Here is a 23,546-nt window from a genome sequence, read left to right as displayed (position 1 = left end):
TCCGCCTCCCGCCGGCCTCCAGGCGAATCACCATCGGTCAGGCGGTCACCGCCGAACCACCCGCTGGCCGCGAAGATCGGGCAAACACCTTCCCACCGCGTGTCGCAGGCGCCCGTCGCCGCTCCCCCGGCGTACTAGAAAGCCGCCTAGGAAACACGTCGCGGTGTCTCACGCCGGAAACGGGCCGGCGAGACCACGTGGGCGTCCCCGCCCGAGCCACGGGCGCGGGATCGTCAAGCGCACGGGGAACCTCGGTTCTCCGTGCCCTCCCGCACGCGGCCAGCGGACAAGGACGCAAATGGACAGAAACCGTGTTCTGCGCAACACCGTTCTGAGCATGATCGCCGCCTCGACCGTGGTCGGGTCGGCGGCCATCGGAAGGGCCGAGGACGTCGGCGCGGCCACGAGCCTCGGTACGGCCGAGGCGACCGCCGCCGAGAACCTCGCGACCCCGGAGAAACCGGCGGAGCCCGAGGAACCTCTGGTGGCCGAGAAACCCGCCCAGGCCGAGGAGGTCGCGGCTCCGGCCATGAGACCTCAGGTCAGGAGGGTCCACCGGGCCGTCTGGTTCACCCGGGCGGTGCCCAGGGCCAGGACGGTGGCCAGGACATCGAAGGGAAGGAACAAGGCGATCGCGTTCCGCCTCGTCGCGCGCCGCTCGTGGTCACACAACCAGTTCCAATGCCTGGACAGTCTCTGGACCAGGGAGAGCAACTGGAACCACCAGGCGCACAATCCCTCCTCGGGTGCCTACGGCATCCCCCAGGCCCTGCCTGGATCGAAGATGAGGGGGGTCGCCGGGGACTGGCGATCGAATCCGGTCACGCAGATCCACTGGGGTCTGCGCTACATCAAGAGCCGCTACGGGTCACCGTGCGGCGCGTGGGGTCATTTCCGGTCGAGCAACTGGTACTGACCAGGGGAGTGTCCAGGGGAAGGGAACACTCTCCGGGCGTCCGGGATCCACGGGTCCCGGGCGCCGCCCCCGCTCACACCCCTCATGTCCCCGTACGGCCCGGCAGACAGGGCTCCAGGCTCGGCGGGACGCGGGGCGGGGCCAGACGCAGCGCGAACAGGGCGGCCGTGAGACCGCAGAGCGTGGCCAGCAGGTGCCCCAGGTCCCAGATCGTGTGGGTGACGAACACCGGCAGCACGATTCCCACCCCGAGTGCCACGGCCCCCGCGACCCGCCACCGGCCGCGCATCAGCACCACGGCGGCGGCACATCCGGCGACCATGACGTAGCTGACACCGACGTCGGTCGCGTAGGCCAGCCTGGCGGGGGCGCGTCCCGCCCTGATCGCGTGCCACTCGACGAACGCGGTCAGCAGCGAGCCGAACACGTGCCCGCACAGCGCGATCACAACGATCCGCGGCGTGCCGTACCGCTGCTCGGCCCAGGCGACGACGGTGGCGAAGACCGCGATGTAGAAGAGCAGCCCCGAACCCTTGTCCGCGACCCAGAGCGCGCTGTCGGCGAGCACGACCAGCGGGCGGGTGCCCAGGTGGGCGAGGTTGGTGCTCTGCGTGGTGGTCAGCAGGCGGACGAGCCCCGGCGGACCCGTCTTCTGCAGCAGCGTCGAGCTGGTGAACACCGCGACGTAGGCGAAGGTCGCCGGAGCCGCCAGCACCCACGCGTGCAGCCTGCGCGTGTACGGCGAGAGCAGCCCGACGAGGTGGGCGGCCCGTTCCCACCCCCGCGCGAGCCCGCGCAGGCCGTACCACCCGAGCACCAGGACCAGCACACCCGTGATCATCGCGCCCCTTTCGCGCCCACTGTATCCAGCCTGTGTCCAGCGGGAACGCGGGAACGTGCCTAGTGGCCGAGCGCGTTCAGGCCGAGCAGGAGTGTCTGCCGCTCCCTGGTCGTCAGCGCCTCGTACGGCACGGCGGCCCTGCGGTTCGTCTCCTCCTCGATGCGGTCGCGGAAGGGGCCCGAGGGCAGGCCGACGATCTGGGCGGCGGTGAGACCGGCCTCGCCCCAGGCGGCGGCGTGGGCGTCGGCCCGGTGGTAGCGCAGCGCGGCCAGCCGGTTGAACAGCAGCACCCCCTCCGGGGTCCCCTCGGGCTCGTGGGGCGGCGCCGCCTGGGTGAAGGCCTCCCCGCCGCTGTCCGCCGAGGCCGCGACGAGCCGCCCGGCGAGGGCGGCCAGCTCGGGCAGCCGCTCGGCGTGCTCGGCCCACAGCTCCCCGGTCACCGCCGCGTGCAGGCCGTACAGCTCCGTGATGAAGGTCAGGGCCCTGGCGGTGGCGCGCAGGCCGCCCTCGTGGTCGACGACGAGGGTTCCCTGGACGAGCTGGGCCCCGATCTCGGCGTCGTCGAACGGGTTGTAGCGGTAGAGCGCGGCCAGTCCGCCGCGGGTGAGTGGCCGGGCGGGGAGCACGTATCGGAGATCGACCAGCAGGTCCGTCTGGAGTCCCGACCGTTCGACGAGCTCCCGGCCGAGCGGCCTGCTCGCGATGAGGACGCCGAGGTGGACGGCGTCGATCAGCGGGGCGATCGACGCCGCGTAGCCAGGCAGATCATCGAACCGTGACATGCTGCGCTATCCTGCCGTATTTTCCTTGAAGCAGGAGTACTTAGGCGGCGGAAACAGCCGACCGGACGAATATTCGCGCCGAAACACGCCTAGCGGAGGACGACGAAGACGGCGGCGCCGAGGGCGGCGGACATCGTGCCGAGCCAGGCGATGACGGCGTCCACGCGGACGTCGAGGGGGCTGCCCTCGTGCAGGGCGCGCTGGACGCGCCGGTAGCGGACGCCGGTACGGGCCAGCAGGAGGGCGCCGGAGGCGGCCGACAGGACGAAGGGGGCGACGGCGACCGGGGGCACCCCGGCGCGCAGCGCGACACCGCCCGCCCCCAGGCCGCCGACCGCCTGCACCGCGGCGGTACGGACCCAGGCCAGCCGGGTCCGCTCGTTCTGCAGGCCCTCGTCCCAGATGGGGATCATCGGCCCAGGAGGATGAGGATCATGGCGAGCACGGCCACCGCCGCGACGCCGTACCCCAGGAGAGGGGCAATGGCGGGCGCGGGCAGCGGCGCCGCCTGGCGCAGGGCGCGCTGCACCCTACGCCAGCGCGGGTAGGCCATCGCGGCGCACAGCGCCGACAGCGAGACCAGGGTGAGCGCCAGCACGGTCCGCATCCACGGCACGAAGACGTCGGCGGAGACGGCGGCCATCGCGACGCCGCCCGCGCTCAGGGCGAGCGACGTACTGAGCCAGGTGAGGAACGTACGTTCGTTCGCGAGGGTGAAACGAGGGTCCGGTTCGTCCCTGGATATGTCCATATCGACGACGCTAGTTCAGCCATATTTCCCATCGAGAACCCGGGAATGCGGGGAGCATTCCCCCTTTTCCCTGACGGGACAATCGTCTCTCAGCTGCAGGCTTCGGTCAGCTGCCTGACCCAGGCGACCGACTCGGTGCCCGCCTTCTGCACGGCGTCCACGGCGCTGTGCGCGTCGTTGACGTCGAAGTTCTTCAGCCGCTCTGAGACGTCGTCCGCGGCCTGCTTGAGCGTGGTGTTGGACGCCTTGTCCGCGAGGTCGCCCAGCTTGGTCGCGCCGTCGTTCAGCGCCTTCTCGACCGCGGCGGGGTCGTCGGCCAGGGTCGTGAGCTTCTTCACCGTGTCGGTGACGATGCCCGCGGCCTGCACGCACTGCTGGGCTTTGTCGACACCGTCCGAGACCTGCTGGAGTTCCGAGCAGCCGGTGAGGAGAAGAGCGGCGGCCAGCCCGGAGGCGGCGATGGCGGGGATTCGTCGCGGAAGGGGTCGCATGTCCCGACACTACCCAAGGGATCGGGCGCGCAGGCCTCAGTGGCCTGTCACCCCGGGGAGACGGTTGCCGCCACGGGGGTAAGTAAAGTGGACTGGCCCGCCACGGTGCCGTCCGGAGATCTCGCAGGGGCGGGCTCGCGGCCCTGACCGCGCCGTACGGCCGGCACGATGATCCACCGAGAGGAACCATGTCCACCTGCGACCACCTCGCCCACGCCCAGGACCCGGCCCCGCGCACTCCCGAGGGGTGTGAGGAGTGCCTCGCGACCGGAGGCCGCTGGGTCCACCTGCGAAAGTGCCTGTCGTGCGGGCACGTCGGCTGCTGCGACTCCTCGCCGAACAAGCACGCGACCGCCCACTTCTCCCAGGAGGGGCACCCGGTCGTCGCCTCCTTCGAGCCCGGCGAGAACTGGCGGTGGTGCTACGTCGACAACCTCCTCGGCTGAGAGGGCGTCTCAGTCCCGCTCCAGGGTCGCCTCCTCGAAGTCGAGCTCGTGCATGACCCTGTTGAGCACCTCGTCGTCGAGACGTCCCTCGTCACGCAGGCGCACGAACACCTCGCGGCCCGCGGCGAGCATCTCTCTGCGAAGACGCCGGTAGACGGCGCTCGGCGTCTCCTCTCCCCTGGGCCCCGTGCCACCGCCGAGGCGCTCCCACGCGGTGAGTGCCCGGCGTTCGGCCCGCGCCCTGAGCTGCTCGACGACCTCCCTGTGCACCTCGTCCATGCCCTCGGCGACCAGTTCGTCGAGCCGGGCCAGCTCGGCCGCGGCGGCCGCCTGCTGGGCCGCGGCCTCGGTGAGGTTGTCGTTGAAGACCTCCTCCCGGTTGGAGATCCGCAGCCGCCTGATGAGCGCGGGGAACGACAGCCCCTGGATGAGCAGGGTGCCGATCACCACGACGAAGGTGAGGAAGAGCAGCGTCGGCCGCCCGGGGAAGTCCGGGGGGACGGCGAAGGCGGCGGCGAGGGAGACGACGCCGCGCATCCCGGCCCAGCTGACGATGACCACGTTGCGCCACGACGGCGCCCGTGGCTCGTTCCTGCGCACTCCCCTGGACAGGATCCGGGGCAGATAGATGCTGGGCACGACCCAGACGGCCCTGGAGAGCACCGCGGCGGCGAAGACCGCGACCGCCATGCCCGCGAGCGCCCAGGGGTCGGCGCCCCGCAGCTCCCTCATGATCGGCCACAGCTGCAGGCCGATCAGGGCGAAGACGATCGTCTCCAGGAAGAAGTCGGCGACCCGCCAGACCGCGCCGGACAGCAGCCGGGTGCCGAAGCCCGCGCGGGGCATGCGGTGGCCGACGTAGAGGCCGACGATCACCACGGCGATCACGCCGGAGACGTGCACGGCCTCCGCGGCGAGGTAGACGCCGAACGGGATGAGCAGCATCACGGTGTTCTCGACCAGGGCGTCCCGCAGCATCAGCAGGATCCTGGCCAGGCACCAGGCGAGCAGCAGCCCGACGACCACGCCGCCCGCCGCCGCGTAGAGGAAGCGGCCCGTGGCGTCCAGCCAGCTGATCCCCTCCCCCATCGCGGCGGCGACGGCGACCCGGTAGGCGGTCAGTGCGGTCGCGTCGTTGAACAGGCTCTCCCCGACCAGGATCGTGACCACCTTGCGGGGCAGGCCGAGCCTGCGGGCTACCGCGACGGCGGCCACCGCGTCCGGCGGCGCCACGATCGCGCCGAGCGCGAAGGCGGCGGCCAGCGGCAGCGACGGCAGGAGCAGGTGGACGACCCAGCCGATGACCAAGGTGGTGAACAGCACCAGCCCGATCGACAGCAGCGCGACCGGCCGCCGGACCGCCTTGAGCCGCATGTAGGAGCTGTCGATGGCCGCGGAGTAGAGCAGGGGCGGCAGGAAGACCAGCAGGACCAGCTCGGGGTCGAGCTGGTAGCCGGGTACGAACGGTGAGAGCACCAGCCCGGCGAGCACCAGCAGCAGCGGCGACGGCCATCCCCTGCGCCTGGCCACGGCCGCCACCGCTATCGCGATGATCGGAACGACCAGAAGCTGCACGGCGGACGCCTGGCTCATCCCACTCCTCACCCGTTTCGGGTGATCAGACTACGGGATGACCTTTTCCATGACCTGTCAGGTCACCAGTCGCGGCGTTCCTCGCGGTCGGGGCGCAGCCGCTCGCCGGTGGAGTGCGCGTCCTGGGAGCGGGAGCGCGAGCGCCTCTCCTGCTGCTGGCCGCCGAAGATGCCCAGCGGGTCGGAGGGATCGACGTCCTGCTGGTAGGCGGGCGGCTCCTGGTAGGCGGGCTGCTGCGGCTGCTGCTCCTGGTAGCCGGGCGCGCCGTACAGGTCGCGCAGGTCGGCGGGATGGCCCGCCTGCCGGGCACCGAAGGCGTAGGGATCGGGCTGCGCCGGGGGCGGATAGCCGCCGTAGGGGTCGGGCTGCGGCGGGCTGCTCGGCGGGGCGTTGTAGGAGGGCGCGGTGAAACCCGAGGGGTCGGTCATGCCCGCCTGCGTGTAGGGGTCGGCGTGCCGCTGCCCCTGGGGCGCGCCGCCGTACGGATCGACAGGCTGCTGCTGGGGCGCGGCGCCGTACGGATCGACAGGCTGCTGAGGAGCGGCGCCGTAGGGGTCGGGGCGGTGCTGCTGGGCGAAGGGGTCCGGCTGCTGGGCGGGAGTGGCGAACGGGTCGGGCTGCCTGGCCGTGCCGTACGGGTCCTGGGGCGGGGTGCCGTAGTCCTGGGCGCCGTAGCCCTGAGGGGCCGCTCCCCCGTAGGCGGGCTGCTGGGGCGGGTAGAGGTCGCCGGGCATCTGGTAGACCGGCTCCGCCTGACCGTGACCGGCCTGCTCGGCGGGCTGACCGTAGGCCAGGCTGTCGTTGACGATCATGTTCTCGCGGGGCACCACGCCGTCGGGACCGTATCCGGCCGGGGGCTGCTGGACCGGGGGAGGCGGAACGGTCCCCCTGGCGACGAGCACGTCGGTCGGGCTGAGCGCGGCGGGCCGTGGCTCCTCCGCCATGGGGACGACCTGGGTGGCGGCGGGGTCGGCGTACTGCGGCGGGCTCGCGTAGTCCTCGGGAACCGGCCTGGCGTACTGCCCGGTGCCGGGGAAGCCGTTGGGGTCCTGGTAGGCGCCGCCCTGGCCCGCGGGCTCGCCGACCTCGTCGGGGTACTGCCCCCCGGCCTCGACGAATCCCTCGTCGAGGGTGTCGACCAGGCGGCCGACGTCGTTCATGGGCATGCGGAAACTGGCGGTGCACATCTCGCCACGCCACAGGCTCAGAACCAGGGTGCCTTCGTGCCAGGTGACCCGGAGCACCCGCTCCTGGCCACGCTCGTCGAAGAACACCTCACCGAACGACGGCAAGGGGACAACTTCCGACATAGAGGACATAGTGCTTTAACCAGCCTTTATTCGTCCACTCAACCCCGGAAAACCCTACCGAACCGGTCTTTCCATCCCCATCTCCCACCGCGGCGACACCGGAATGGACGATCTTCTTTGACCCTGCGGGGACGGTGATCCGGATTGATCCAGCCAAGTCTGCCACGCGTCGCGAGCCCCGCGTCCCGGAATACCGGGATGCGCACGTGAGGTGACTCACCGGAGCCAGCCGCGTCTGTCGGGGGAAGCCGGTACGGTTGGCTGTCGTGCCGACCGACTCGATCACCACCGCCGAAGACGCCCCCGCGACGGTCCCCGCGACCACGCCTGACCTGCCCCGGGTCGAGGAGCTGCTGAGCACCGCCGTCGAGGCGGTCGGCGGCGTCGAGCGCCCCGGCCAGGTCGAGATGGTCAGGGCCGTCCAGCAGGCGATCTCCTCCGGCGACCACCTCGCCGTCCAGGCGGGCACCGGCACCGGCAAGTCCCTGGCCTACCTGATCCCCTCGATCCGGCACGCGATGACCACGAAGGGCGCCGTGATCGTCTCCACGGCGACCATCGCGCTGCAGCGCCAGCTCGTCGACCGCGACCTGCCCCGGCTCTCCGAGGCGCTCGCCCCCAAGCTGCCGCACCAGCCGACCTTCGCCATCCTCAAGGGCCGCCGCAACTACCTGTGCCGCTACAAGGCCGCGGCGGGCTGGCCCGAGGAGGAGCAGGACCAGCTCTTCGACCCGCGCGAGGTCAACGCGACAGGCCGGATGGTCCAGCGCATCCAGGAGTGGGCCGAGGAGACCGAGACCGGCGACCGCGACGAGCTGGTGCCCGGCGTCAACGAGCAGGCCTGGCGGCAGTTCTCCGTCAGCTCGCGCGAGTGCCTCGGCGCGGCGCGCTGCCCGAGCGGCCCGGAGTGCTTCGCCGAGCTGGCCAGGGCCCGCGCCGGAGAGTCCGACGTCGTCGTCACCAACCACGCGCTGCTGGCCATCGACGCCATGGAGGACTTCTCCCTGCTGCCCGAGCACGAGGTGGTCGTGGTGGACGAGGCCCACGAGCTGGTCGACCGGGTCACCTCGGTGGTGAGCGGCGAGCTGTCGGAGACCATGATCTCGGTGACCGTGCGCCGGGTCGGGCGGCTGATCGAGCAGTCGGTCTCCGACCGGCTGATGGAGGCGGGCGAGCAGCTCAAGGACCTGCTGGCCGTCGCCCCCGCCGGGCGTCTCGACGAGCTGCCTCCGGTGCTGGGGCTGACTCTGGCCCTGGTGCGCGACGCGGCCTGGGCCTGCGTCACGGCGCTCGGCCCCAGGTCCGGCGGCGACAAGGACGACCCGGAGGGCGCGGGCCTGCGCAAGGCGGCCTTCACCGCGCTCGACGAGGTCCACGACACCGCGCAGCGGATGCTGGACGCCTTCGGTCACGCCGAGGAGGCCGACCGGGCCGAGGTGGTCTGGCTCGACGCGGCGACCGACCGGCGCCCGCCCGTGCTGCGGATCGCCCCGCTCACCGTGGCCGGGATGCTCCGCGACAAGCTCTTCGGCGACCGTACGGTGGTCCTCACCTCGGCGACGCTGGCGCTCGGCGGCGCCTTCGACGGCCTGGCCCGCCAGTGGGGTCTCGGCTCGGGGGACGGCAAGGGCGAAAAAGACGGCTGGCGAGGGCTTGACGTCGGCTCCCCCTTCGACCACGCGCGCAGCGGCATCCTCTACGTCGCCAAGCACCTGCCCCAGCCCGGCCGGGACGGTCTGCCCGAGGCCTACCTGGAGGAGATCACCGAACTGATCGAGGCGGCGGGGGGCCGCACGCTCGGCCTGTTCTCCTCGATGCGGGCGGCCAAGGCCGCGACGGAGGCGCTACGTGACCGGTTGAGCGTGCCGCTGCTCTGCCAGGGCGACGACTCCACGATGCTGCTGGTCAAGAGGTTCGCCGAGGACGAGCCGACCTGCCTGTTCGGCACCCTGACCCTGTGGCAGGGCGTGGACGTGCCCGGCCCCTCCCTGCGGCTGGTCATCATCGACCGCATCCCGTTCCCGCGTCCCGACGACCCGCTGAGCTCCGCCAGGCAGCGCCACGTGACGGCCAGGGGCGGCAACGGCTTCATGTCGGTCGCCGCGACTCACGCCGCCCTGCTGCTGGCCCAGGGGGCGGGCCGCCTGCTGCGCAGCCAGCACGACAAGGGCGTGGTCGCGGTCCTCGACCCCCGGCTCGCCACCGCCCGCTACGCCGGTTTCCTGCGCGACTCGCTGCCGCCCTTCTGGCCGACCAACGACCCGGGCAAGGTCCGCGACGCGCTCAGGCGCCTCGCGAAAAGCTAGAAACCGAGGAGGTCGGGGCGCTTCGGGTCGAGGCCGTCACCTGAAGAACGGCCGCGCAGGCGGCGGACCACCCAGGGCCCGAGGTGCTCACGGACCCACCTGACGTCCTCGCGGCGCCGCAGCCCCGCGGTGACCCGCCCGCGCGACGGCCACTCCTTGCGCCAGTCGTCGGCGCACTCGACGCCCAGGACGTCGCACACCTTGGCGGCGACCAGCCGGTGCCCCTCGGCGTTCATGTGCAGCCGGTCCTCGCTCCAGGCGCGCCAGTCGCGCAGCCCCTGCATCGACCACTGGTCGACCAGGCGGCAGCCGTACAGGTCGGAGATGGATCTGATGTGCATGTAGAAGATCGCGAACGTGCCGCGGGCGCGGCGCATGATCGGGGTGTCGCGCGGATCGACGCCGGTGAACAGCAGCACCTGCGCGCCGGTGGCCCTCAGGTCGCGTACGGCTCCCGCCAGGCGCCTGGCCAGCGCGTCCGGGTCGCAGCCGGGGCGGAGCAGGTCGTTTCCCCCGGCGCAGAGACTGACCAGGTCGGGCCGCATCTCGACGGCCCTGGGGACCTGCTGCTCGACGACCTGGCCGAGCACCCTGCCCCGCACGGCGAGGTTGGCGTAGCGGAAGTCCGGTTCGAGCTCGGCCAGCCGTTCGGCGACCCGGTCGGCCCAGCCCCTGAAGGGTCCTGCGACGCCGTCGGGGCCGGGGTCGTTCAGGCCCTCGGTGAAGCTGTCGCCGAGGGCGACGAAGGAACGGTAGGCCACTACCCCAGCTCCGCCACGGCCTGCAGCGCCAGCACGTAGGACCTCAGCCCGAAGCCCGCGATCGTGCCGGTCGCCACGCCCGCGACCACCGAGTTGTGCCGGAACTCCTCGCGGGCGGCCGGGTTGGAGATGTGCACCTCGACCAGGGGTGCGGTCCGCTGGGCGATGGCGTCGCGCAGCGCGTAGGAGTAGTGGGTGAACGCCGCGGGGTTCAGCACCACCGGGATCCTGGCGTCGGCCGCCTCGTGCAGCCAGGAGATCATCTCGGCCTCGTCGTCGGTCTGCCTGACGTCCACCGACAGGCCCAGCTCCCTGCCGGTCTCCCGGCACAGCGCCGCGAGGTCGGCCAGGGTCTCCGCGCCGTAGACGTCGGGCTCCCTGGTGCCCAGCCTCGACAGGTTGGGTCCGCTGAGCACGTAGACGGGTCTCATCCGATCACCTCTCGCGCCGCCCTCACCGGGCGATCTCCTCGTAGGCGGCCTCAAGCAGCTCCTCCGGCGGGTCCTCAAGGGGAGAGACCTTCGCCAGGTCGTTCAGGACGACGAAGCGCAGCTTCGCGCCCCGGCTCTTCTTGTCGAGGCGCATGTGCTCGCGCAGCTCGGGCCAGGCGTCGCGCCGGTAGGCCGTGGGCAGCCCCACGGAGGTCAGGATGGAGCGGGTCCGCTCGACGACGGCGGCGCCGATACGCCCGTCCAGGCGGGACAGCTCGGCGGCGTAGACCATGCCGATGGCGACGGCCTCGCCGTGGCGGATCCGGTATCCCTCGGCCCGCTCGATGGCGTGGGCCAGGGTGTGGCCGTAGTTGAGGATCTCCCGCAGGCCGCCCTCGCGCAGGTCGGCGCCGACCACGTCTGCCTTGATCTGCACCTTGCGCTCGATGAGCTCGCGGGTGTGCCGCCCCTCGGGGTGCCTGGCCCCCTGCGGGTCGTCCTCGACGAGGTCGAGGATCACCGGGTCTGCGATGAAGCCGCCCTTGATGACCTCGGCGAGGCCGCCGACGTAGTCGTCGCGGGGCACCGAGACCAGCGTGGCCAGGTCGCACAGCACGCCCGCCGGGGGGTGGAAGGAACCGACGAGGTTCTTGCCCTCGGGGGTGTTGATCCCGGTCTTGCCGCCGACCGCCGCGTCCACCATGCCCAGCAGCGTGGTCGGCACCTGCACGACCTTGACGCCGCGCAGCCAGGTGGCGGCGGCGAAGCCCGCCAGGTCGGTGGTCGCCCCGCCGCCGACACCGACGACCGCGTCGGAGCGCGTGACGCCGTGCGCGCCGAAGGCCGACCAGAGCCCGGCCGCCACCTCGACCGTCTTGGCCTGCTCGCCGTCGGGCACCGGCAGCGCCACGACCTGGTGACCGGCCGCCTCGATCGCCCCGCACACGGGCCTGGCGATCTCCGGCAGGCTCTCCGGGTGGACCACCGCGACCGTGCGGACCGCGGGACCCAGCAGGGCGGGAAGCTCGCCGAGCACCCCGGTGCCGATCACCACGTCGTACGGGGTCTCCCCGGACACCTTGATCCTGGAGGTCGTCACGACCCGACTCCCTTCACGATCTCTTCAACGACCTCTTCGGGGTCGCGTTCGTCGGTGGCCACGGTGAGGACGGCCAGGCCCTCGTAGATCGGGCGGCGGGCCTCCATGAGCTTCTTGAGCTGACTGCGCGGGTTGAGCACCAGCAACGGCCGCGCCGAGGCGAGACCGACCCGCTGCACCGCCTGCGCCAGGCCGACCTCCAGGTAGACCACGGGGTGCCCGGCGAGCAGCTCGCGCGTCGCCTCGGCCAGCACCGCGCCGCCGCCCAGGGACAGCACGCCGTCGTGCTCGGCCAGCGCCAGCCGTACGGCCCGCGCCTCAAGCTCCCTGAAGTGCTCCTCGCCGTCCTCGACGAAGATGTCGCCGACCGGCTTGCCCGCCGTGGCCTCGACGTCGGCGTCGGTGTCGCGGAAGGCGACCCCCAGCCGTTCGGCGAGCAGGTGGCCGACCGTCGACTTGCCGGCGCCGGGGGCGCCGACCAGGACTACGCGGGGACTCACCGTGCCTCCTCGGTTCGCGCGCTCACTTGATCACCATCGAGGAGAGGTAGCCGGACAGGTTCCTGGCGACCTCCTCGACGGAGTCGCCGCCGAACTTCTCCACGGCGGCGTCGGCCAGGACCAGCGCGACCATCGCCTCGGCGACGATCGCGGCGGCGGGTACGGCGCACACGTCGGAGCGCTCGTGGTGGGCCTTGGCGGCCTCGCCGGTCAGCACGTCGATGGTGGCCAGGGCCCTGGGCACCGTGGAGATCGGCTTCATGGCGGCGCTGACCCGCAGCGGCTCGCCGTTGGTCATGCCGCCCTCGACGCCGCCCGCGCGGTTGGTGATGCGGCGGACGCCGTCGGCGGTGTTCTCGATCTCGTCGTGGGCCCGGGAGCCGGGGCGGCGGGCGGTCTCGAAGCCGTCGCCGACGGCGACGCCCTTGATCGCCTGGATGCCCATCAGCGCGGCGGCGAGGCGGGCGTCGAGGCGGCGGTCCCAGTGGGTGTAGCTGCCCAGGCCCGGCGGCAGGCCGTAGGCGACGACCTCGACGACGCCGCCGAGGGTGTCGCCGTCCTTGTGGGCCTTGTCGATCTCGGCGACCATCGCGGCGCTGCCCTCAGGGTCGGCGCAGCGCACCGGGTCGGCGTCCACGGCCGCCATGTCGTCGGGGCCGGGCAGGACGCCCGAGGTCGCCCGCGCCTCCCCGATGGAGACGACGTGGCTGACGATGTCGACGCCGAGGGCCTGCTTGAGGAAGGAGCGGGCGACCTGGCCGAGGGCGACCCTGGCGGCGGTCTCGCGGGCGCTGGCCCGGTCGAGCACGGGGCGGGCGTCGTCGAAGCCGTACTTCTGCATGCCCGCGAGGTCGGCGTGGCCGGGCCTGGGCCGGGAGCGCGGCGCGTTGCGCGCCTGTCCTTCGAGCAGCTCGGGATCGACCGGGTCGGCCGCCATGACGGTCTCCCACTTGGGCCACTCGGTGTTGCCGACGCGGATGGCGACGGGGCTGCCGAGTGTACGGCCGTGCCGTACGCCTCCGACGATGTTCACCACGTCCTGCTCGAACTTCATCCGGGCGCCGCGTCCGTATCCGAGGCGGCGCCTGGCCAGCGCCCCGTCGATGTCGGCCGTGGTCACCTCCACCCCTGCGGGCAGGCCCTCAAGGATCGCGACGAGCTCGGGGCCGTGGGATTCTCCGGCGGTCAACCAGCGCAACATGGTGACAAGTCTTCCATGTGCCGCCCACTGGAATGGCCGAGGCTCACTGGTTGAGACGGGCGTGTCCGTGGACGTCCGAGATCTTCAGGGACCGGTGAGGATGACCGCGAAGGCGCCCGCGGCCATGAAGGGGCCGAAGGGGATCTCACCGCCGCGTCCCGCCCCGCGCGTGACCACCAGCGCTCCGCCGTACAGGCCTCCGGCGAGGAAGCCGAGGAAGGCGCCGGTGAGCAGCGCGTCCCAGCCGAGCCAGCCGAGCGCGGTGCCCAGCGCCGCCGCGAACTTGACGTCGCCGAACCCCATGCCGTCGGGGTTGACCAGGAACAGCAGGAGATAGACGCCCGTCAGGACCAGGCCGCCGAGCAGCGCCCTGGCCAGCCCCGGGGCGCCCTCCCGCGTCAGCGCCGCGACCGCGAGCGGGGTGACGGTGCCCAGGAAGGCGGCGGCGGTGAGCCGGTCGGGCAGCCGGTGGACGGCGACGTCCACGATGATCAGGGCGACCGCGACGGCCGCGAGCCAGCCGTAGGCGGCCAGTTCCGGCCAGGGGCGGCGCAGGGCGAGGACGGCCAGCGCGGCGGCGGTGAGGATCTCGGCCACCAGCGGCGGCGGCCCGATCGGTGCCCGGCAGCCGGGGCAGCGTCCGGCCGCGAGCCGTACGGACGCGGCGAGACCTCCGCCGACCGGTGCCGCGCAGTGCGGGCAGGCGTGCCCGGGGGCGGCGTCCTCGCCGACCGCGTGGCGGATGGCCAGCTCTCTCGCCCAGAACCCGAGCGGCAGCCCGGCCAGGGCGGCGGCGAGGGGCAGCGGGTTCACCGGGTGCTCGTGAAGCCGTTCACGGCCCGCAGCCTAGCGGCCGAAAAGGGGCCAGCCGAGGCGGCGGCGCCGGGGAGCTGCCTGCTCCATCCTGGCCACGGTGACCTCGGGGCTCTCCTGGCCGAGTTGGTCGACGGTCCCCGACCCGACCGCGGCGAACGCCCGCAGGACGGCTCCCTCGATCACGAACGGCACCGGGCCCGCGACGTCCACCACGACGGCCGCGGCGTCCTCGTGCACCGCCGCCTGGCAGACCTGCGGGGTCGTCGCCTGGATCGGGCGGGCGTCGGGGCGCCAGAGCTTCAGCGGGCCGGTCCCGGTGAAGGCGAGCACCGCCTGCCTGCCGTCCTTGCCGACGAGCTTGGGCAGGGCCATCTCGCTCTCCTTCTCCTGCCGCAGCCCGTGCTCGCCGACCTCGGACTCCGTCAGCAGGGCGACGACCGGGACGAGCAGCCGTGCCCCGCCGAGGGCTGCCATCACCGTACCCGCGTCGGCCGTACCCGCGGAGAAGGCGGCGAGCGCGGACGAGACGGCGGCGTCGGCTGAGCCGTCGTCGCCGGGGACCAGGGGTTGGGGAATGCTCGGCACGAATCCGAAGCCTACCCGCGCCGACCGGAGGGTCACCGGGCGGCGGCGAAGACGATCTCGACCCGCCTGTTCTTCGCGCGGTTCGCCTCGACGGGGGCGCCGTCGACCACGTTGGGAACCCTGGGCCTGGACTCGCCGAACCCCTTGGCCAGCAGGGTCGTGCCGGTGCCCGCGAGCGCCGCCTGCAGCGCCTGCCGTACGGCCTGGGCCCGCCTGAGCGAGAGCGCGTCGTTGTAGGCGTCGCTCCCCTGGTCGTCGGTGTGCCCCTCGATCCTGACCTGCCCGCCCGCGGACTCGGCCCTGATCCGTTCGGCGACCCGCCGCAGGCGCTGCTTCGCCCCGGAGGTCAGTACGGCCTTGTCGAGGGCGAACAGCACGTCGCTGGTGAGCGCCACGGTGACCTCCTCGCCGCGCTTCGACTCGCTCTCCGCGCCGTCGAGCGACTCGACCTCGGCGACGATGTCCTCGACCGGGGCGACGATCTCCTCGACCCCGGCCGTGGGCTCCTCGTCGGCCCACGCGGTCACCGGGAGCCCCGCGACCAGGACGAACGTGAGCGCCAGGGCCGTGAGGCGTTCAGGAGATCGGGACATCGGCGAACACACCCAGCACCTTGAGATCCACGTTGATCTTCGTGACGTCCGGGGGCGGGGCGGCGAACGTCGCGTTCAGCGGCAGCACCTCGTCCGGCTCGGTGAACACGTCGTAGTCGGAGCACAGGCAGGTGACCTTGGGGTAGTCGCCGGTGCGCGCGACGACGTAGCGCTTGCCGTTGACCGGATCGACCAGGCCGATCCCCGCGACGGTGAGCCCGAGGCCGCCGGGGGTGTCCCCCAGGCTGCTGGTCATCTGCCATCTGGTGTCGCCCTCGTTGGTGACCGTCCAGGTCAGCATGGCCAGCCTGCCCTGCCGCTTGAGACCGGTGATCCGCACCACCAGTTTGGCGCCGCCCGACCTGACCTCCCTGGCGGCGATCGTCCTCTCGCGCTCGACGGGCGCGTCCGGCTGCTCGGGGGCCTGTTCCGTGGCTCGTTCCTCGGGAGTGGTCGAGGCGGCGGAGAGCGGCTGTCGTTCCTCACCACCGCCGCCCTGCTGCCCGGACTGCCCGGGGAGCATCCCGCACCCGCTCAGCACGGCCGCCAGCGCGGTGGCGGCCAGCGCCGGTGTGATCCCTCTTCTCATCCTGGTTTCCACCCCTGCCCCGTTGTGGTTCACGTTCGGCCTCGACCGTAGGCGGGCCACCTTCAGAACCCGTATAGCGCGCTATACGCCCCGGCGGCGTCGCACCTCGGCGGCGAGCTTCTCGGCCATGGCGCGGCCCCGTCCATCACCAAGAGCGTCAAACTCTCCCATAGCTCGCGTTAATCCATCAAACGCCTCATCAATCTCGTCAAGCCCCAAAGCGGCCTCGGCCAGGGCGAGCGTCGCCCGCGCGGCTCCCCCACGGTCCCCGTGCTCGCGGAACGTCTCCAGGGCCTGCCGGGCGCTCTGTTTCGCGACGTCCGGGCCGCCCTCGGCCAGGGCGATCCCGGCCAGGACCACCAGCGCCGTGGCCTCGGGCAGCCGGTCCCCGAGGCGTCTGGCCAGGCCGAGCGCGTGTTCCGCCCGCCCGCGCGCCTCCCGGAGCCGCCGCGCGTCCAGGAGCAGTCCGGCGAGGTCGAGCGAGACCGCCGCCTCGCCCCTCGGGTCGCCCAGCTCGCGGTAGGCCTCCAGGCTTCTGGACAGCAGGTCCGGCTCCCGGCGCAGCCCACCGAGGGCGCGCAGCGCGTCGGCCCTGCCGCGCCGGTCCCCCGCCGCCGAGAAGGCCGCCAGGCAGGCCACGAAGCACGCCTGCGCCTCGGGCAGCCGGTCTTGCGCGAGGTGGACCAGGCCGAGCCGGTAGCGGGTGCGGGCCACCTCGCCCGTCTCGGCCAGCGTGAGCGCCAGCCGCAACGTCTCGGCCGCGTCCGCGAGACGGCCCTCGACCCGGTGCAGGTCGGCCAGGGACCTCAGCAGCAGTGCCTCACCGTGCCGGTGCCCCGCGCGCCGTACGGCCCGCAGCCCCTCCTCGACGGTCGAGCGCCAGTCCTCGCGGTGCGCGCCCAGCTCGAAGAAGGGCGTCAGGTAGAAGGCGAGCCGCCAGGCGACCTCGTCCAGGCCCGCCCGCCGCGCGTCGGCGACTGTCGCGACCAGGAACCCGCGTTCCGCGGCGAGCCAGCGGGCCGACTCCCTGAACAGCGCGGTCTCCGGAGCCGTGATCTGCTCAGCCGTACGGGCCAGGGTCAGGCCGGAACCCGGTTCGGCGGGCAGGAGCAGCGTCCTGGCGCGCCGGGCGCGCTCCAGGATCTCCGGCGCCACGGCGGCCAGGACCCCGGCGGGCGGCCCCTCCTCCTCGGCCAGGCGTTCGGCCGCGTAGAGCCTGGTCAGGTCGTGCCAGCCGTACCGCTCCTGGCCCGCGGGGTCCAGACCGCGGGCCTGCAGCAGGCCCGCCCCGGCCAGCGCGTCGAGGGTCTCCTCGGCGGGCCCGCCGAGCAGCGCCGAGGCCACCCACGGGGCGACGTCGGGGGCGGACAGCGCGCCGAGACGGCGCAGCAGCAGGCGTTGCCGCTCCGAGAGGGCGCGGTAGCCCAGCGCCAGGCTGCCGCGCACGGCCAGGTCGCCCGCGCTCAGCTCGTCCAGGCGTCCGCGTTCGTCCCCAAGGCGCCCCGCCAGGTGCGCGAGGGTCCAGCCGGGGCGCCGCGCCAGCCTGGACCCGGCGATCCTGAGCGCGAGCGGCAGCCCGCCACACAGTTCGGCGACGCGCGCCGCCGCCTCGGGCTCGGCGCGGACGCGATGCTCCCCGGCCACCCCGGCGAGCATCGCGACGGACTCGTCCCGGTCGAGCACGTCAAGTTCGAGGGCACGGGCCGCCTCAAGGCCGGGCAGCGGCGAGCGGCTGGTCACCAGCGTCACGCAGCCGGGCCCGGTGGGCAGCAGCGGGCGCACCTGGGCCTCGTCCGCCGCGTCGTCGAGCACCACCAGCAGGCGCCGCCCGCCGACCGTGCTGCGGTAGAGGCGGACCCGCCCGTCCAGGTCGGCGGGGATCGCCGCCTCGGGGCAGCCGACCGAGCGCAGCAGATCCTCAAGCACCGCCTCGGGCGTCCTGGTGCCGAGCGAGGCGTACAGCCGTCCGTCGGGGAGGTCGAGCGCGGTGGCCGCGTGGACCGCGACCGCGGACTTGCCCACCCCCGCCGGACCGTGCAGCACCAGGTGGACGGGGGCGCCTCCGGCCTTCGGCACCGATCCTCGGATCCACTCCAGTATGTGCTCGCGTCCGGTGAAGTCGGCGATGTCGGGAGGTGTCTCGTTCGGCACGGTCCGTGGCGCGGGGGAGCCCGTCAGCACGCGTTCGTGCGCCGCGCGCAGGTCCTCCCCCGGTTCGAGGCCCAGTTCCTCGACCAGCAGCCGCCGCGCCTCCCGGTAGGCGCCCAGTGCCTCGGACCTGCGTCCCGCCTGGTCGAGGGCCGCGATGAGCTGCCCCCAGGCCCGTTCCCGCAGCGGGTGCGCCGCGACGAGCGCGCGCAGCTCCCCGACCACCCGCGCGCCCCTGCCGAGCGTCAGGTCCAGCTCGACCCGCTCCTCGACCGCGGTCAGCCGCAGTTCCTCAAGGCGTACGGCGTGCGCGCGCCGCAGCGTGTCGGACTCGACGTCGGCCAGGGCGGGTCCCCGCCAGAGCGTGAGGGCCTCGCGCAGCCCCTCTGCCGCCTCGGCCCTCCTGCCCGCCTCCCCCGCCCGCCTGGCCTCGGCCACCAGGTGTTCGAACCGGTGCGCGTCCACCCGGCCGGGATCGACGTCGAGGAGGTAGCCGCCCGGCACGGTGCGGATCCCCTCGACCACCTTGCGCAGGGCGCTGACGTAGACCCGCAGCACCGGTTCCGCGGAGGCGGGCGGCCGCCCGTCCCACACCTCGTCGATGAGCCGTTCGACGGCCACCGGACGCGCGGGCCGCAGCAGCAGGGCGGCCAGCAGCGCGCGGTGCTTGGCGGGCCCCGGGGTCAGGTCGCGTTCCCCGTCGAGGACCCGCAGCGGTCCCAGCACGCAGAACCGCACCGTCCTCAGCCCTTCCGCCCGCTGAGGTCGAAGGAGGCGAACCTGACCCGGACCGCCTCCGCCGTGTCCGGGGCCGCGTGGACGCCGCTCGCGCCGGGGCCGTACGGATCGCGGGTGTCGACGGCCTCGGCGACCAGGACGTCGTCAACCCACATGCTCAGGGCGGCTCCCGCGCCCCGCTGCCCGCACCGGGCGACGAGCCGGTTGTCGCCTTTTTTCGCCACCTGGGCCGGTCCGGCGAGGACGGTGCCCCGGCCCGCGCTCCGTTTGACGATGGAGGCGGTGCCGGAGCCGGTGACCGTGAACTCGTAGCGGTCGCCGGTGCCCAGGTCACCGCGGCACCACACGCCGAACTCCCCCGACCCCTTCTCCAGCCTGGCCGCCGAGCTGACCACGACGCCGTCCTCGGACTCACCGGAGCGGGGGGCCGACTTCCACAGCCGCCAGCCGGGGTTGGCGGTCAGCACGTAGGCGGTGCCGTCCCGCTCGCTCCGGCCGCCCTCGGTCACGCCCACCGCCCAGGAGTCGCCGAAGTCGGCGTGGTAGGGCAGCAACTCCGGGCGGCCGAGATAGAAAGCCGCTCCTGTGGCCACGGCCGTGGCGAGGGTGGCCGCGCCCAGGATCCACGGCCACCGGCGCCTGGTTTTCTCCGGGGCGGTCCAGGAGCGTTCGACGACCTGGGTGGCGGTCGCCGGGGTCGGGCTGCCGCCGATCAGCTCGCCCAGCAGTTGCGCGGCGCTCGGCCGCCGTCCGGGGTCCTTGGCCATGGCCCGCTCGACGACGGCGCGCATCCGGTCCTCAAGGCCGTCGAGGTTGGGTCCCTCGTTGACGATCCGGTACAGGACCTCGGAGGGAGAGCCCCCGCCGAACGGCAGGCGGCCGGTGCCCGCGAACGCGATCACCCCGCCCCAGGCGTAGACGTCGGCCGCGGGCGTCAGCGGCTCGCCGCGCACCTGCTCGGGCGCCATGAACGCGGGCGTGCCCAGGATCGCCTGGCTGGCCAGGCTGTCGTCGCCGACGATCCGCGCGATGCCGAAGTCGATCACCCGGGGGCCGAGCGGCGACAGCAGCACGTTCGACGGCTTGAGGTCGCGGTGGATCACCCCGGCCTCGTGGATGGCGTGCAGCGCCGTGGCGATCCCGGCCGCGAGCGCCTCCAGGTTCGCGCCGGTCAGCGGCCCCTGTTCCTGTACGGCCTGCGCCAGGTTCGGCCCCTTGACGTACTCCGTGACGAGGTAGGCGGTCTCCCCCTCGATCCCGGCGTCGAGCACGGGGGCCGTGCAGAACCTGGCCACCCTGCGCGCCGCGGCCACCTCGCGCTCGAAGCGCCGCACGAAGTCAGGGTCGTGGGTGAGCCGCGGATGGATCACCTTCACCGCGGCCAGGCCACCGGTCGGGGTGGTGGCGAGGTGCACCACGCCCATGCCACCCCGGCCAAGCTCGCGCCTGAGCACGTATCCGCCGATCGCGTTCACCGGAGTCACCCTACGGTCAAACACCGGCATTCAGGATGTTCACCCCAGGTCGGCGATGGCGGCGACCGGACCGCCCCCGCTGGGCCCCTGGTGGACGGCGGCGACCGAGACGAAGACGGCGGGGTCGCCGGTGACGCTGGCCGCGACGCCGCCGACCGTGGCCTTGATCTGGCGGTGCCAGTGCACGTCGGAGTCGTCGAGCATGATGTTGCGCCTGCCCCTGACCCGGCCGGAGGGGTCCGCCTCGCACTTCATGAACACGTTGACCAGCCTGCCGTCCAGGTCGGAGGGGTGCGGGCGCTCCGGCAGGTCGATCCCGCTGGACCGGATGGCCTCCCAGATGCCGTCGGCGTCCAGCGCGTCCCGCATGACGGAGTGGCCGATCCGGTAGCGCCCGCCGATGCCCCTGACGTTGCCGACGACGACGATCTGCGCCCTGTCCAGCTCGACGCCGGAGGAGCAGGAGGCGACCGAGGAGTACAGCGACAGGTCGCGGTGGATCTGCTCGGCCGTCGGCTTCTCGATCTCGCCGAGCGCGACGGCCACGCCGAGGGCTGTCGTCGAGTTGGAGATGTCCATCGAGGGGCCGGTGTCCTCGGTGACCACGTCCTGTCCCCTGGACCTGGCCTCGGTGATGGTGGCTAGGGTGAGCAGGGGCGTCTTGGTCTGGACGTAGTGGACGTCGGCGGGGTCGTCGATCCCGGCGGCCTCCATGGCCTTCCTGACGCCCGCGGCGACCTTCTCCACCATCGCGGGACGGCCGATGTCCTCGGGCAGGATGACCTCGCTCATCGCGACGCCGACGCTCAGGCGCGGCTCCTGGCTCGGCTCGGCGTCCGCCGTGGTCGCGAAGATCGTCGCGTGCGGGCTGAGCACGCCGTCGGTGCCGCCCGACCAGACCAGCGGGACGTCCTGGGGCGCCGGGTGCCCCCTGTCCGCGAGCACCTCGCGGAAGGCGCGGTCGGCCAGGATGCGGGTGTAGTCGTTGACGCCGCCGTTGCCCTCGGTCTTGCCGATCACCGCGAGGACCCGGTGCGCCTCGATCACCCCGTCGTCGATGAGCCGGGACAGCCCGGAGGCGTCCGTCACGCTCTCGATGGCCACCTTGCGCACTTCGATGGGTTCCGGCATTCCTGCCACCTTTCGATACTTTTGTCGCCTTTTGTCGAGCGACTTCGGCGGTCGGGGTTGCGATACCCACCGGGTGGGGCCGGGCACCGGCCTCCCGGGAGAGCGGTTCCCCGTTCGCGATGCGAGATCAGGCGATGTGCACGTTTGCACTTTCCGCGATCAGCAATCGCTCTCCCGCCTGGCGATCACGTCCTGTTTCCCGGCGCTCACCATGCGGCGCGAACCCACCCTTGAAGATCTTGTGATCTCCAACACATCCGAACATCCGATGAATTGGACATATCACCACTTCTCAGAACATCGGCGGATATTTCACAGCACAGAATGGCGTTCAGTTAACGTCGCGTTTCCCACCGGCTCATCTGCCCGCGCACGCGGCACCAATAACTTTGTTTACAGTTGGGTCCGCGGTGGAAAACGAGCCGCGCCACGCAGCTGAGAAAACGGGGTTCTCCGCATGCTCGCATTACTTGACGCGCCTCCTGACAAGGCCGATCAACACCTTCCACAGCCTCCGTCCGACGACGAGCTGAAACTATATTTTGGTCCGCAGAAGCGCTGGGTACTTCTGTCGGTTCCCCTTTCCCTGACATTCACCACGGGGACGCTTTTCCTATTCTCCATGCGCCATCCCGCATTGTGGCCTTTTTTCGTGGCCCTGCTGCTGAACCTCGCCGGATGGACGATGTCGTTCGTCGACGGGCAGCGTCAGCGGCTGACCACCTGGGAGTCGCACGAGCTGCTCGTACGCTCCTGGCGGCCCGCCCACCTGCCGTCGGTGGACGTCTTCCTGCCGACCAGGGGCGAGCCCATGGAGATTCTGCGCAACACCTTCCGCCACGTGGGCGCACTGCTATGGAACGGTCCAGTCACGGTCTGGGTGCTCGACGACGCCGCCCGCGCCGAAGTCGAGGAGCTGGCCGTACGGCATGGCTTCCGTTACAGCGCGCGGCCCGACCAGGGATATCTGAAAAAGGCCGGAAACCTCAACCACGGCCTGTCGATCAGCTCGGGCGAGGTGGTCGCGGTATTCGACGCCGACTTCTGCCCGAGACCCGATTTCCTCTCCCACCTGGTCCCCTATCTGGAGGACCCGGGGATCGCCGTGGCCCAGTCGCCGCAGTACTTCGACACCACGGCCGACATGCCCTGGCTGCAGCGTACGGCCGGTGCCGCCCAGGAGATGTTCTACCGCTGGCTGCAGCCCTCCAGGGACGCCGACGGCGGCGCCATCTGCGTGGGCACGAACGTGGTCTACCGGCGCTCGACGCTTGAGGAGATCGGCGGCTTCCCCAAGATCGACCACAGCGAGGACATCTACACCAGCGTCGCGCTGATGAAGCACGGCTACCGCACCAAGTACGTCCCGGTGCTGCTGGCCAAGGGCCTGTCCCCCGACAACGTCGCCTCCTACATCGCCCAGCAGTACCGCTGGGCCATGGGCTGCATGAGCCTGCTGTTCGACCGTGACTTCCACCGCACGCCGATGTCGTGGCGGGTCCGGCTCTCCTACTACAGCGGCTTCCTGAGCTACTTCGTCTCGGCCGCCAACATCGCGGCAGTCCCGCTGCCGGGCCTCGTCATGCTCACCTTCTATCCGCAGGAGGTCAGGGCGTGGCACATGATCCCGTTCGTGGGGCCGCTCTGGGTGGCGCTGGTGCTGCTGCCCACGGTCTCGGTGAGCCGCTGGCGCTTCGAGGTGACCCGCGCCCAGACCCTGTACGCCTACTGTCACCTGATCTCCATCGTGCACGCCGTACGCAACCAGGCCGCCGCGTGGGTGCCGAGCGGCGCGGCGGCGGGAAAGAGCACGCTGGTCTCGACAGTCGCCCGCATGGCCTTCGTCTGGCTGACCCTCACCACGGGCGCCACCTGGATCGGCATCGCGCTGCGCGCGCCCGTCTACGGCTGGGGCGAGTACTGGGCGCTGACCCTGTTCGCCGCCGGCACCACCTACGTCGCCCTCCCCCTCATCCGTGATCTGTGGAGGATCCTCCGATGAACCACCGTCTGCGCTGGCCAGAGGCCCTGGCCATCACCGTC

23 protein-coding genes are annotated in these 23,546 nt (G+C 72.3%); 4 read left to right on the top strand and 19 right to left on the bottom strand.

From position 1 onward, the window contains the following. Positions 1-298 precede the first annotated feature (298 nt). Complete coding sequence (locus FHS44_RS18180; RefSeq protein WP_246435613.1) at positions 299-916, top strand: aggregation-promoting factor C-terminal-like domain-containing protein; 618 nt, start codon at positions 299-301, stop codon at positions 914-916. Between the two features lie 82 nt (positions 917-998). On the opposite strand, the gene FHS44_RS18175 is transcribed toward FHS44_RS18180, so the two are convergent. From FHS44_RS18175 to FHS44_RS18155, 5 genes are all read right to left on the bottom strand, one after another. Continuing rightward, a complete protein-coding gene (locus tag FHS44_RS18175; RefSeq protein WP_184716117.1) occupies positions 999-1,757 on the bottom strand; it encodes a rhomboid-like protein in 759 nt (252 codons plus the stop codon). A gap of 59 nt (positions 1,758-1,816) precedes the next feature. After that, positions 1,817-2,539: a hypothetical protein gene (locus FHS44_RS18170; RefSeq protein ID WP_184716116.1), complete on the bottom strand. Its 723-nt coding sequence runs from the start codon at positions 2,537-2,539 to the stop codon at positions 1,817-1,819. A gap of 89 nt (positions 2,540-2,628) precedes the next feature. Then, positions 2,629-2,952 carry a DUF202 domain-containing protein gene (locus FHS44_RS18165; protein WP_184716114.1) on the bottom strand — a complete coding sequence of 108 codons (324 nt, stop codon included), beginning with the start codon at positions 2,950-2,952 and terminating at the stop codon, positions 2,629-2,631. Beyond that, a complete protein-coding gene (locus FHS44_RS18160) occupies positions 2,949-3,290 on the bottom strand; it encodes a YidH family protein (RefSeq protein ID WP_184716112.1) in 342 nt (113 codons plus the stop codon). The genes FHS44_RS18165 and FHS44_RS18160 overlap by 4 nt, the downstream gene beginning before the upstream one ends. An 89-nt stretch (positions 3,291-3,379) precedes the next feature. Beyond that, positions 3,380-3,781, bottom strand: a complete 402-nt coding sequence (locus tag FHS44_RS18155) for a DUF8711 family protein (RefSeq protein ID WP_184716110.1) — start codon at positions 3,779-3,781, stop codon at positions 3,380-3,382. Positions 3,782-3,969: 188 nt separating this feature from the next. On the opposite strand from FHS44_RS18155, the gene FHS44_RS18150 reads away from it, so the two are divergent. Beyond that, positions 3,970-4,227 carry a ubiquitin carboxyl-terminal hydrolase 14 gene (locus FHS44_RS18150; protein WP_184716108.1) on the top strand — a complete coding sequence of 86 codons (258 nt, stop codon included), beginning with the start codon at positions 3,970-3,972 and terminating at the stop codon, positions 4,225-4,227. Between the two features lie 9 nt (positions 4,228-4,236). Here the strand turns inward: FHS44_RS18150 and FHS44_RS18145 are convergent, their stop codons facing one another. Together FHS44_RS18145 and FHS44_RS18140 are read right to left on the bottom strand one after the other, a co-directional pair. Then, positions 4,237-5,820: a Na+/H+ antiporter gene (locus tag FHS44_RS18145; protein WP_184716106.1), complete on the bottom strand. Its 1,584-nt coding sequence runs from the start codon at positions 5,818-5,820 to the stop codon at positions 4,237-4,239. A 62-nt stretch (positions 5,821-5,882) separates the two neighbouring features. After that, a complete protein-coding gene (locus FHS44_RS18140) occupies positions 5,883-7,130 on the bottom strand; it encodes a hypothetical protein (protein ID WP_184716104.1) in 1,248 nt (415 codons plus the stop codon). A gap of 266 nt (positions 7,131-7,396) precedes the next feature. On the opposite strand from FHS44_RS18140, the gene FHS44_RS18135 reads away from it, so the two are divergent. Then, a complete protein-coding gene (locus FHS44_RS18135; RefSeq protein WP_376771602.1) occupies positions 7,397-9,436 on the top strand; it encodes an ATP-dependent DNA helicase in 2,040 nt (679 codons plus the stop codon). Here the strand turns inward: FHS44_RS18135 and FHS44_RS18130 are convergent. The 12 genes from FHS44_RS18130 to bar all read right to left on the bottom strand — a co-directional run bounded on the left by FHS44_RS18130 (position 9,433) and on the right by bar (position 21,503). Then, a complete protein-coding gene (locus FHS44_RS18130; protein WP_184716102.1) occupies positions 9,433-10,197 on the bottom strand; it encodes an SGNH/GDSL hydrolase family protein in 765 nt (254 codons plus the stop codon). The two genes, FHS44_RS18135 and FHS44_RS18130, sit on opposite strands and share 4 nt — an antisense overlap. Then, positions 10,197-10,628: a type II 3-dehydroquinate dehydratase gene (aroQ, locus tag FHS44_RS18125; RefSeq protein WP_184716101.1), complete on the bottom strand. Its 432-nt coding sequence runs from the start codon at positions 10,626-10,628 to the stop codon at positions 10,197-10,199. Before aroQ ends, FHS44_RS18130 begins: the two co-directional genes overlap by 1 nt. Positions 10,629-10,650: 22 nt before the next feature. Beyond that, the gene (aroB, locus tag FHS44_RS18120; RefSeq protein WP_184716100.1) at positions 10,651-11,727 is read right to left on the bottom strand and encodes a 3-dehydroquinate synthase; all 1,077 of its coding nucleotides are present in this window, start codon (positions 11,725-11,727) and stop codon (positions 10,651-10,653) included. Next, on the bottom strand, positions 11,724-12,227 hold the full coding sequence (locus FHS44_RS18115; protein WP_184716099.1) for a shikimate kinase: 504 nt from the start codon (positions 12,225-12,227) through the stop codon (positions 11,724-11,726). Before FHS44_RS18115 ends, aroB begins: the two co-directional genes overlap by 4 nt. Positions 12,228-12,249: 22 nt before the next feature. After that, a complete protein-coding gene (aroC, locus tag FHS44_RS18110; protein WP_221460933.1) occupies positions 12,250-13,428 on the bottom strand; it encodes a chorismate synthase in 1,179 nt (392 codons plus the stop codon). A gap of 84 nt (positions 13,429-13,512) precedes the next feature. Beyond that, positions 13,513-14,241 carry a prepilin peptidase gene (locus FHS44_RS18105; protein ID WP_184716098.1) on the bottom strand — a complete coding sequence of 243 codons (729 nt, stop codon included), beginning with the start codon at positions 14,239-14,241 and terminating at the stop codon, positions 13,513-13,515. A 33-nt stretch (positions 14,242-14,274) separates the two neighbouring features. Further along, positions 14,275-14,829 (bottom strand): SseB family protein, encoded by a 555-nt coding sequence (locus tag FHS44_RS18100; protein ID WP_184716097.1) that lies wholly within the window; start codon positions 14,827-14,829, stop codon positions 14,275-14,277. 32 nt (positions 14,830-14,861) lie between these two features. Continuing rightward, positions 14,862-15,422, bottom strand: coding sequence for an OmpA family protein (locus FHS44_RS18095; protein WP_184716096.1), 561 nt, complete (start codon positions 15,420-15,422; stop codon positions 14,862-14,864). Then, entirely contained in the window at positions 15,406-16,011 is a 606-nt protein-coding gene (locus FHS44_RS18090; protein ID WP_184716094.1) for a hypothetical protein, read from the bottom strand. Before FHS44_RS18090 ends, FHS44_RS18095 begins: the two co-directional genes overlap by 17 nt. An 81-nt stretch (positions 16,012-16,092) precedes the next feature. Then, positions 16,093-18,885, bottom strand: coding sequence for an AfsR/SARP family transcriptional regulator (locus FHS44_RS18085; RefSeq protein WP_312863702.1), 2,793 nt, complete (start codon positions 18,883-18,885; stop codon positions 16,093-16,095). Between the two features lie 17 nt (positions 18,886-18,902). Next, positions 18,903-20,372 (bottom strand): serine/threonine-protein kinase, encoded by a 1,470-nt coding sequence (locus tag FHS44_RS18080; RefSeq protein ID WP_184716090.1) that lies wholly within the window; start codon positions 20,370-20,372, stop codon positions 18,903-18,905. 39 nt (positions 20,373-20,411) lie between these two features. Then, on the bottom strand, positions 20,412-21,503 hold the full coding sequence (gene bar / locus FHS44_RS18075) for a barbiturase (RefSeq protein ID WP_184716088.1): 1,092 nt from the start codon (positions 21,501-21,503) through the stop codon (positions 20,412-20,414). Positions 21,504-22,155: 652 nt separating this feature from the next. On the opposite strand from bar, the gene FHS44_RS18070 reads away from it, so the two are divergent. Continuing rightward, positions 22,156-23,505, top strand: coding sequence for a glycosyltransferase family 2 protein (locus FHS44_RS18070; RefSeq protein WP_312863701.1), 1,350 nt, complete (start codon positions 22,156-22,158; stop codon positions 23,503-23,505). Positions 23,506-23,546 lie beyond the last annotated feature (41 nt).

Source organism: Streptosporangium saharense (assembly GCF_014203715.1).
Lineage (GTDB): Bacteria > Actinomycetota > Actinomycetes > Streptosporangiales > Streptosporangiaceae > Streptosporangium > Streptosporangium saharense.
This window is presented reverse-complemented; position numbering and strand designations above follow the sequence as displayed.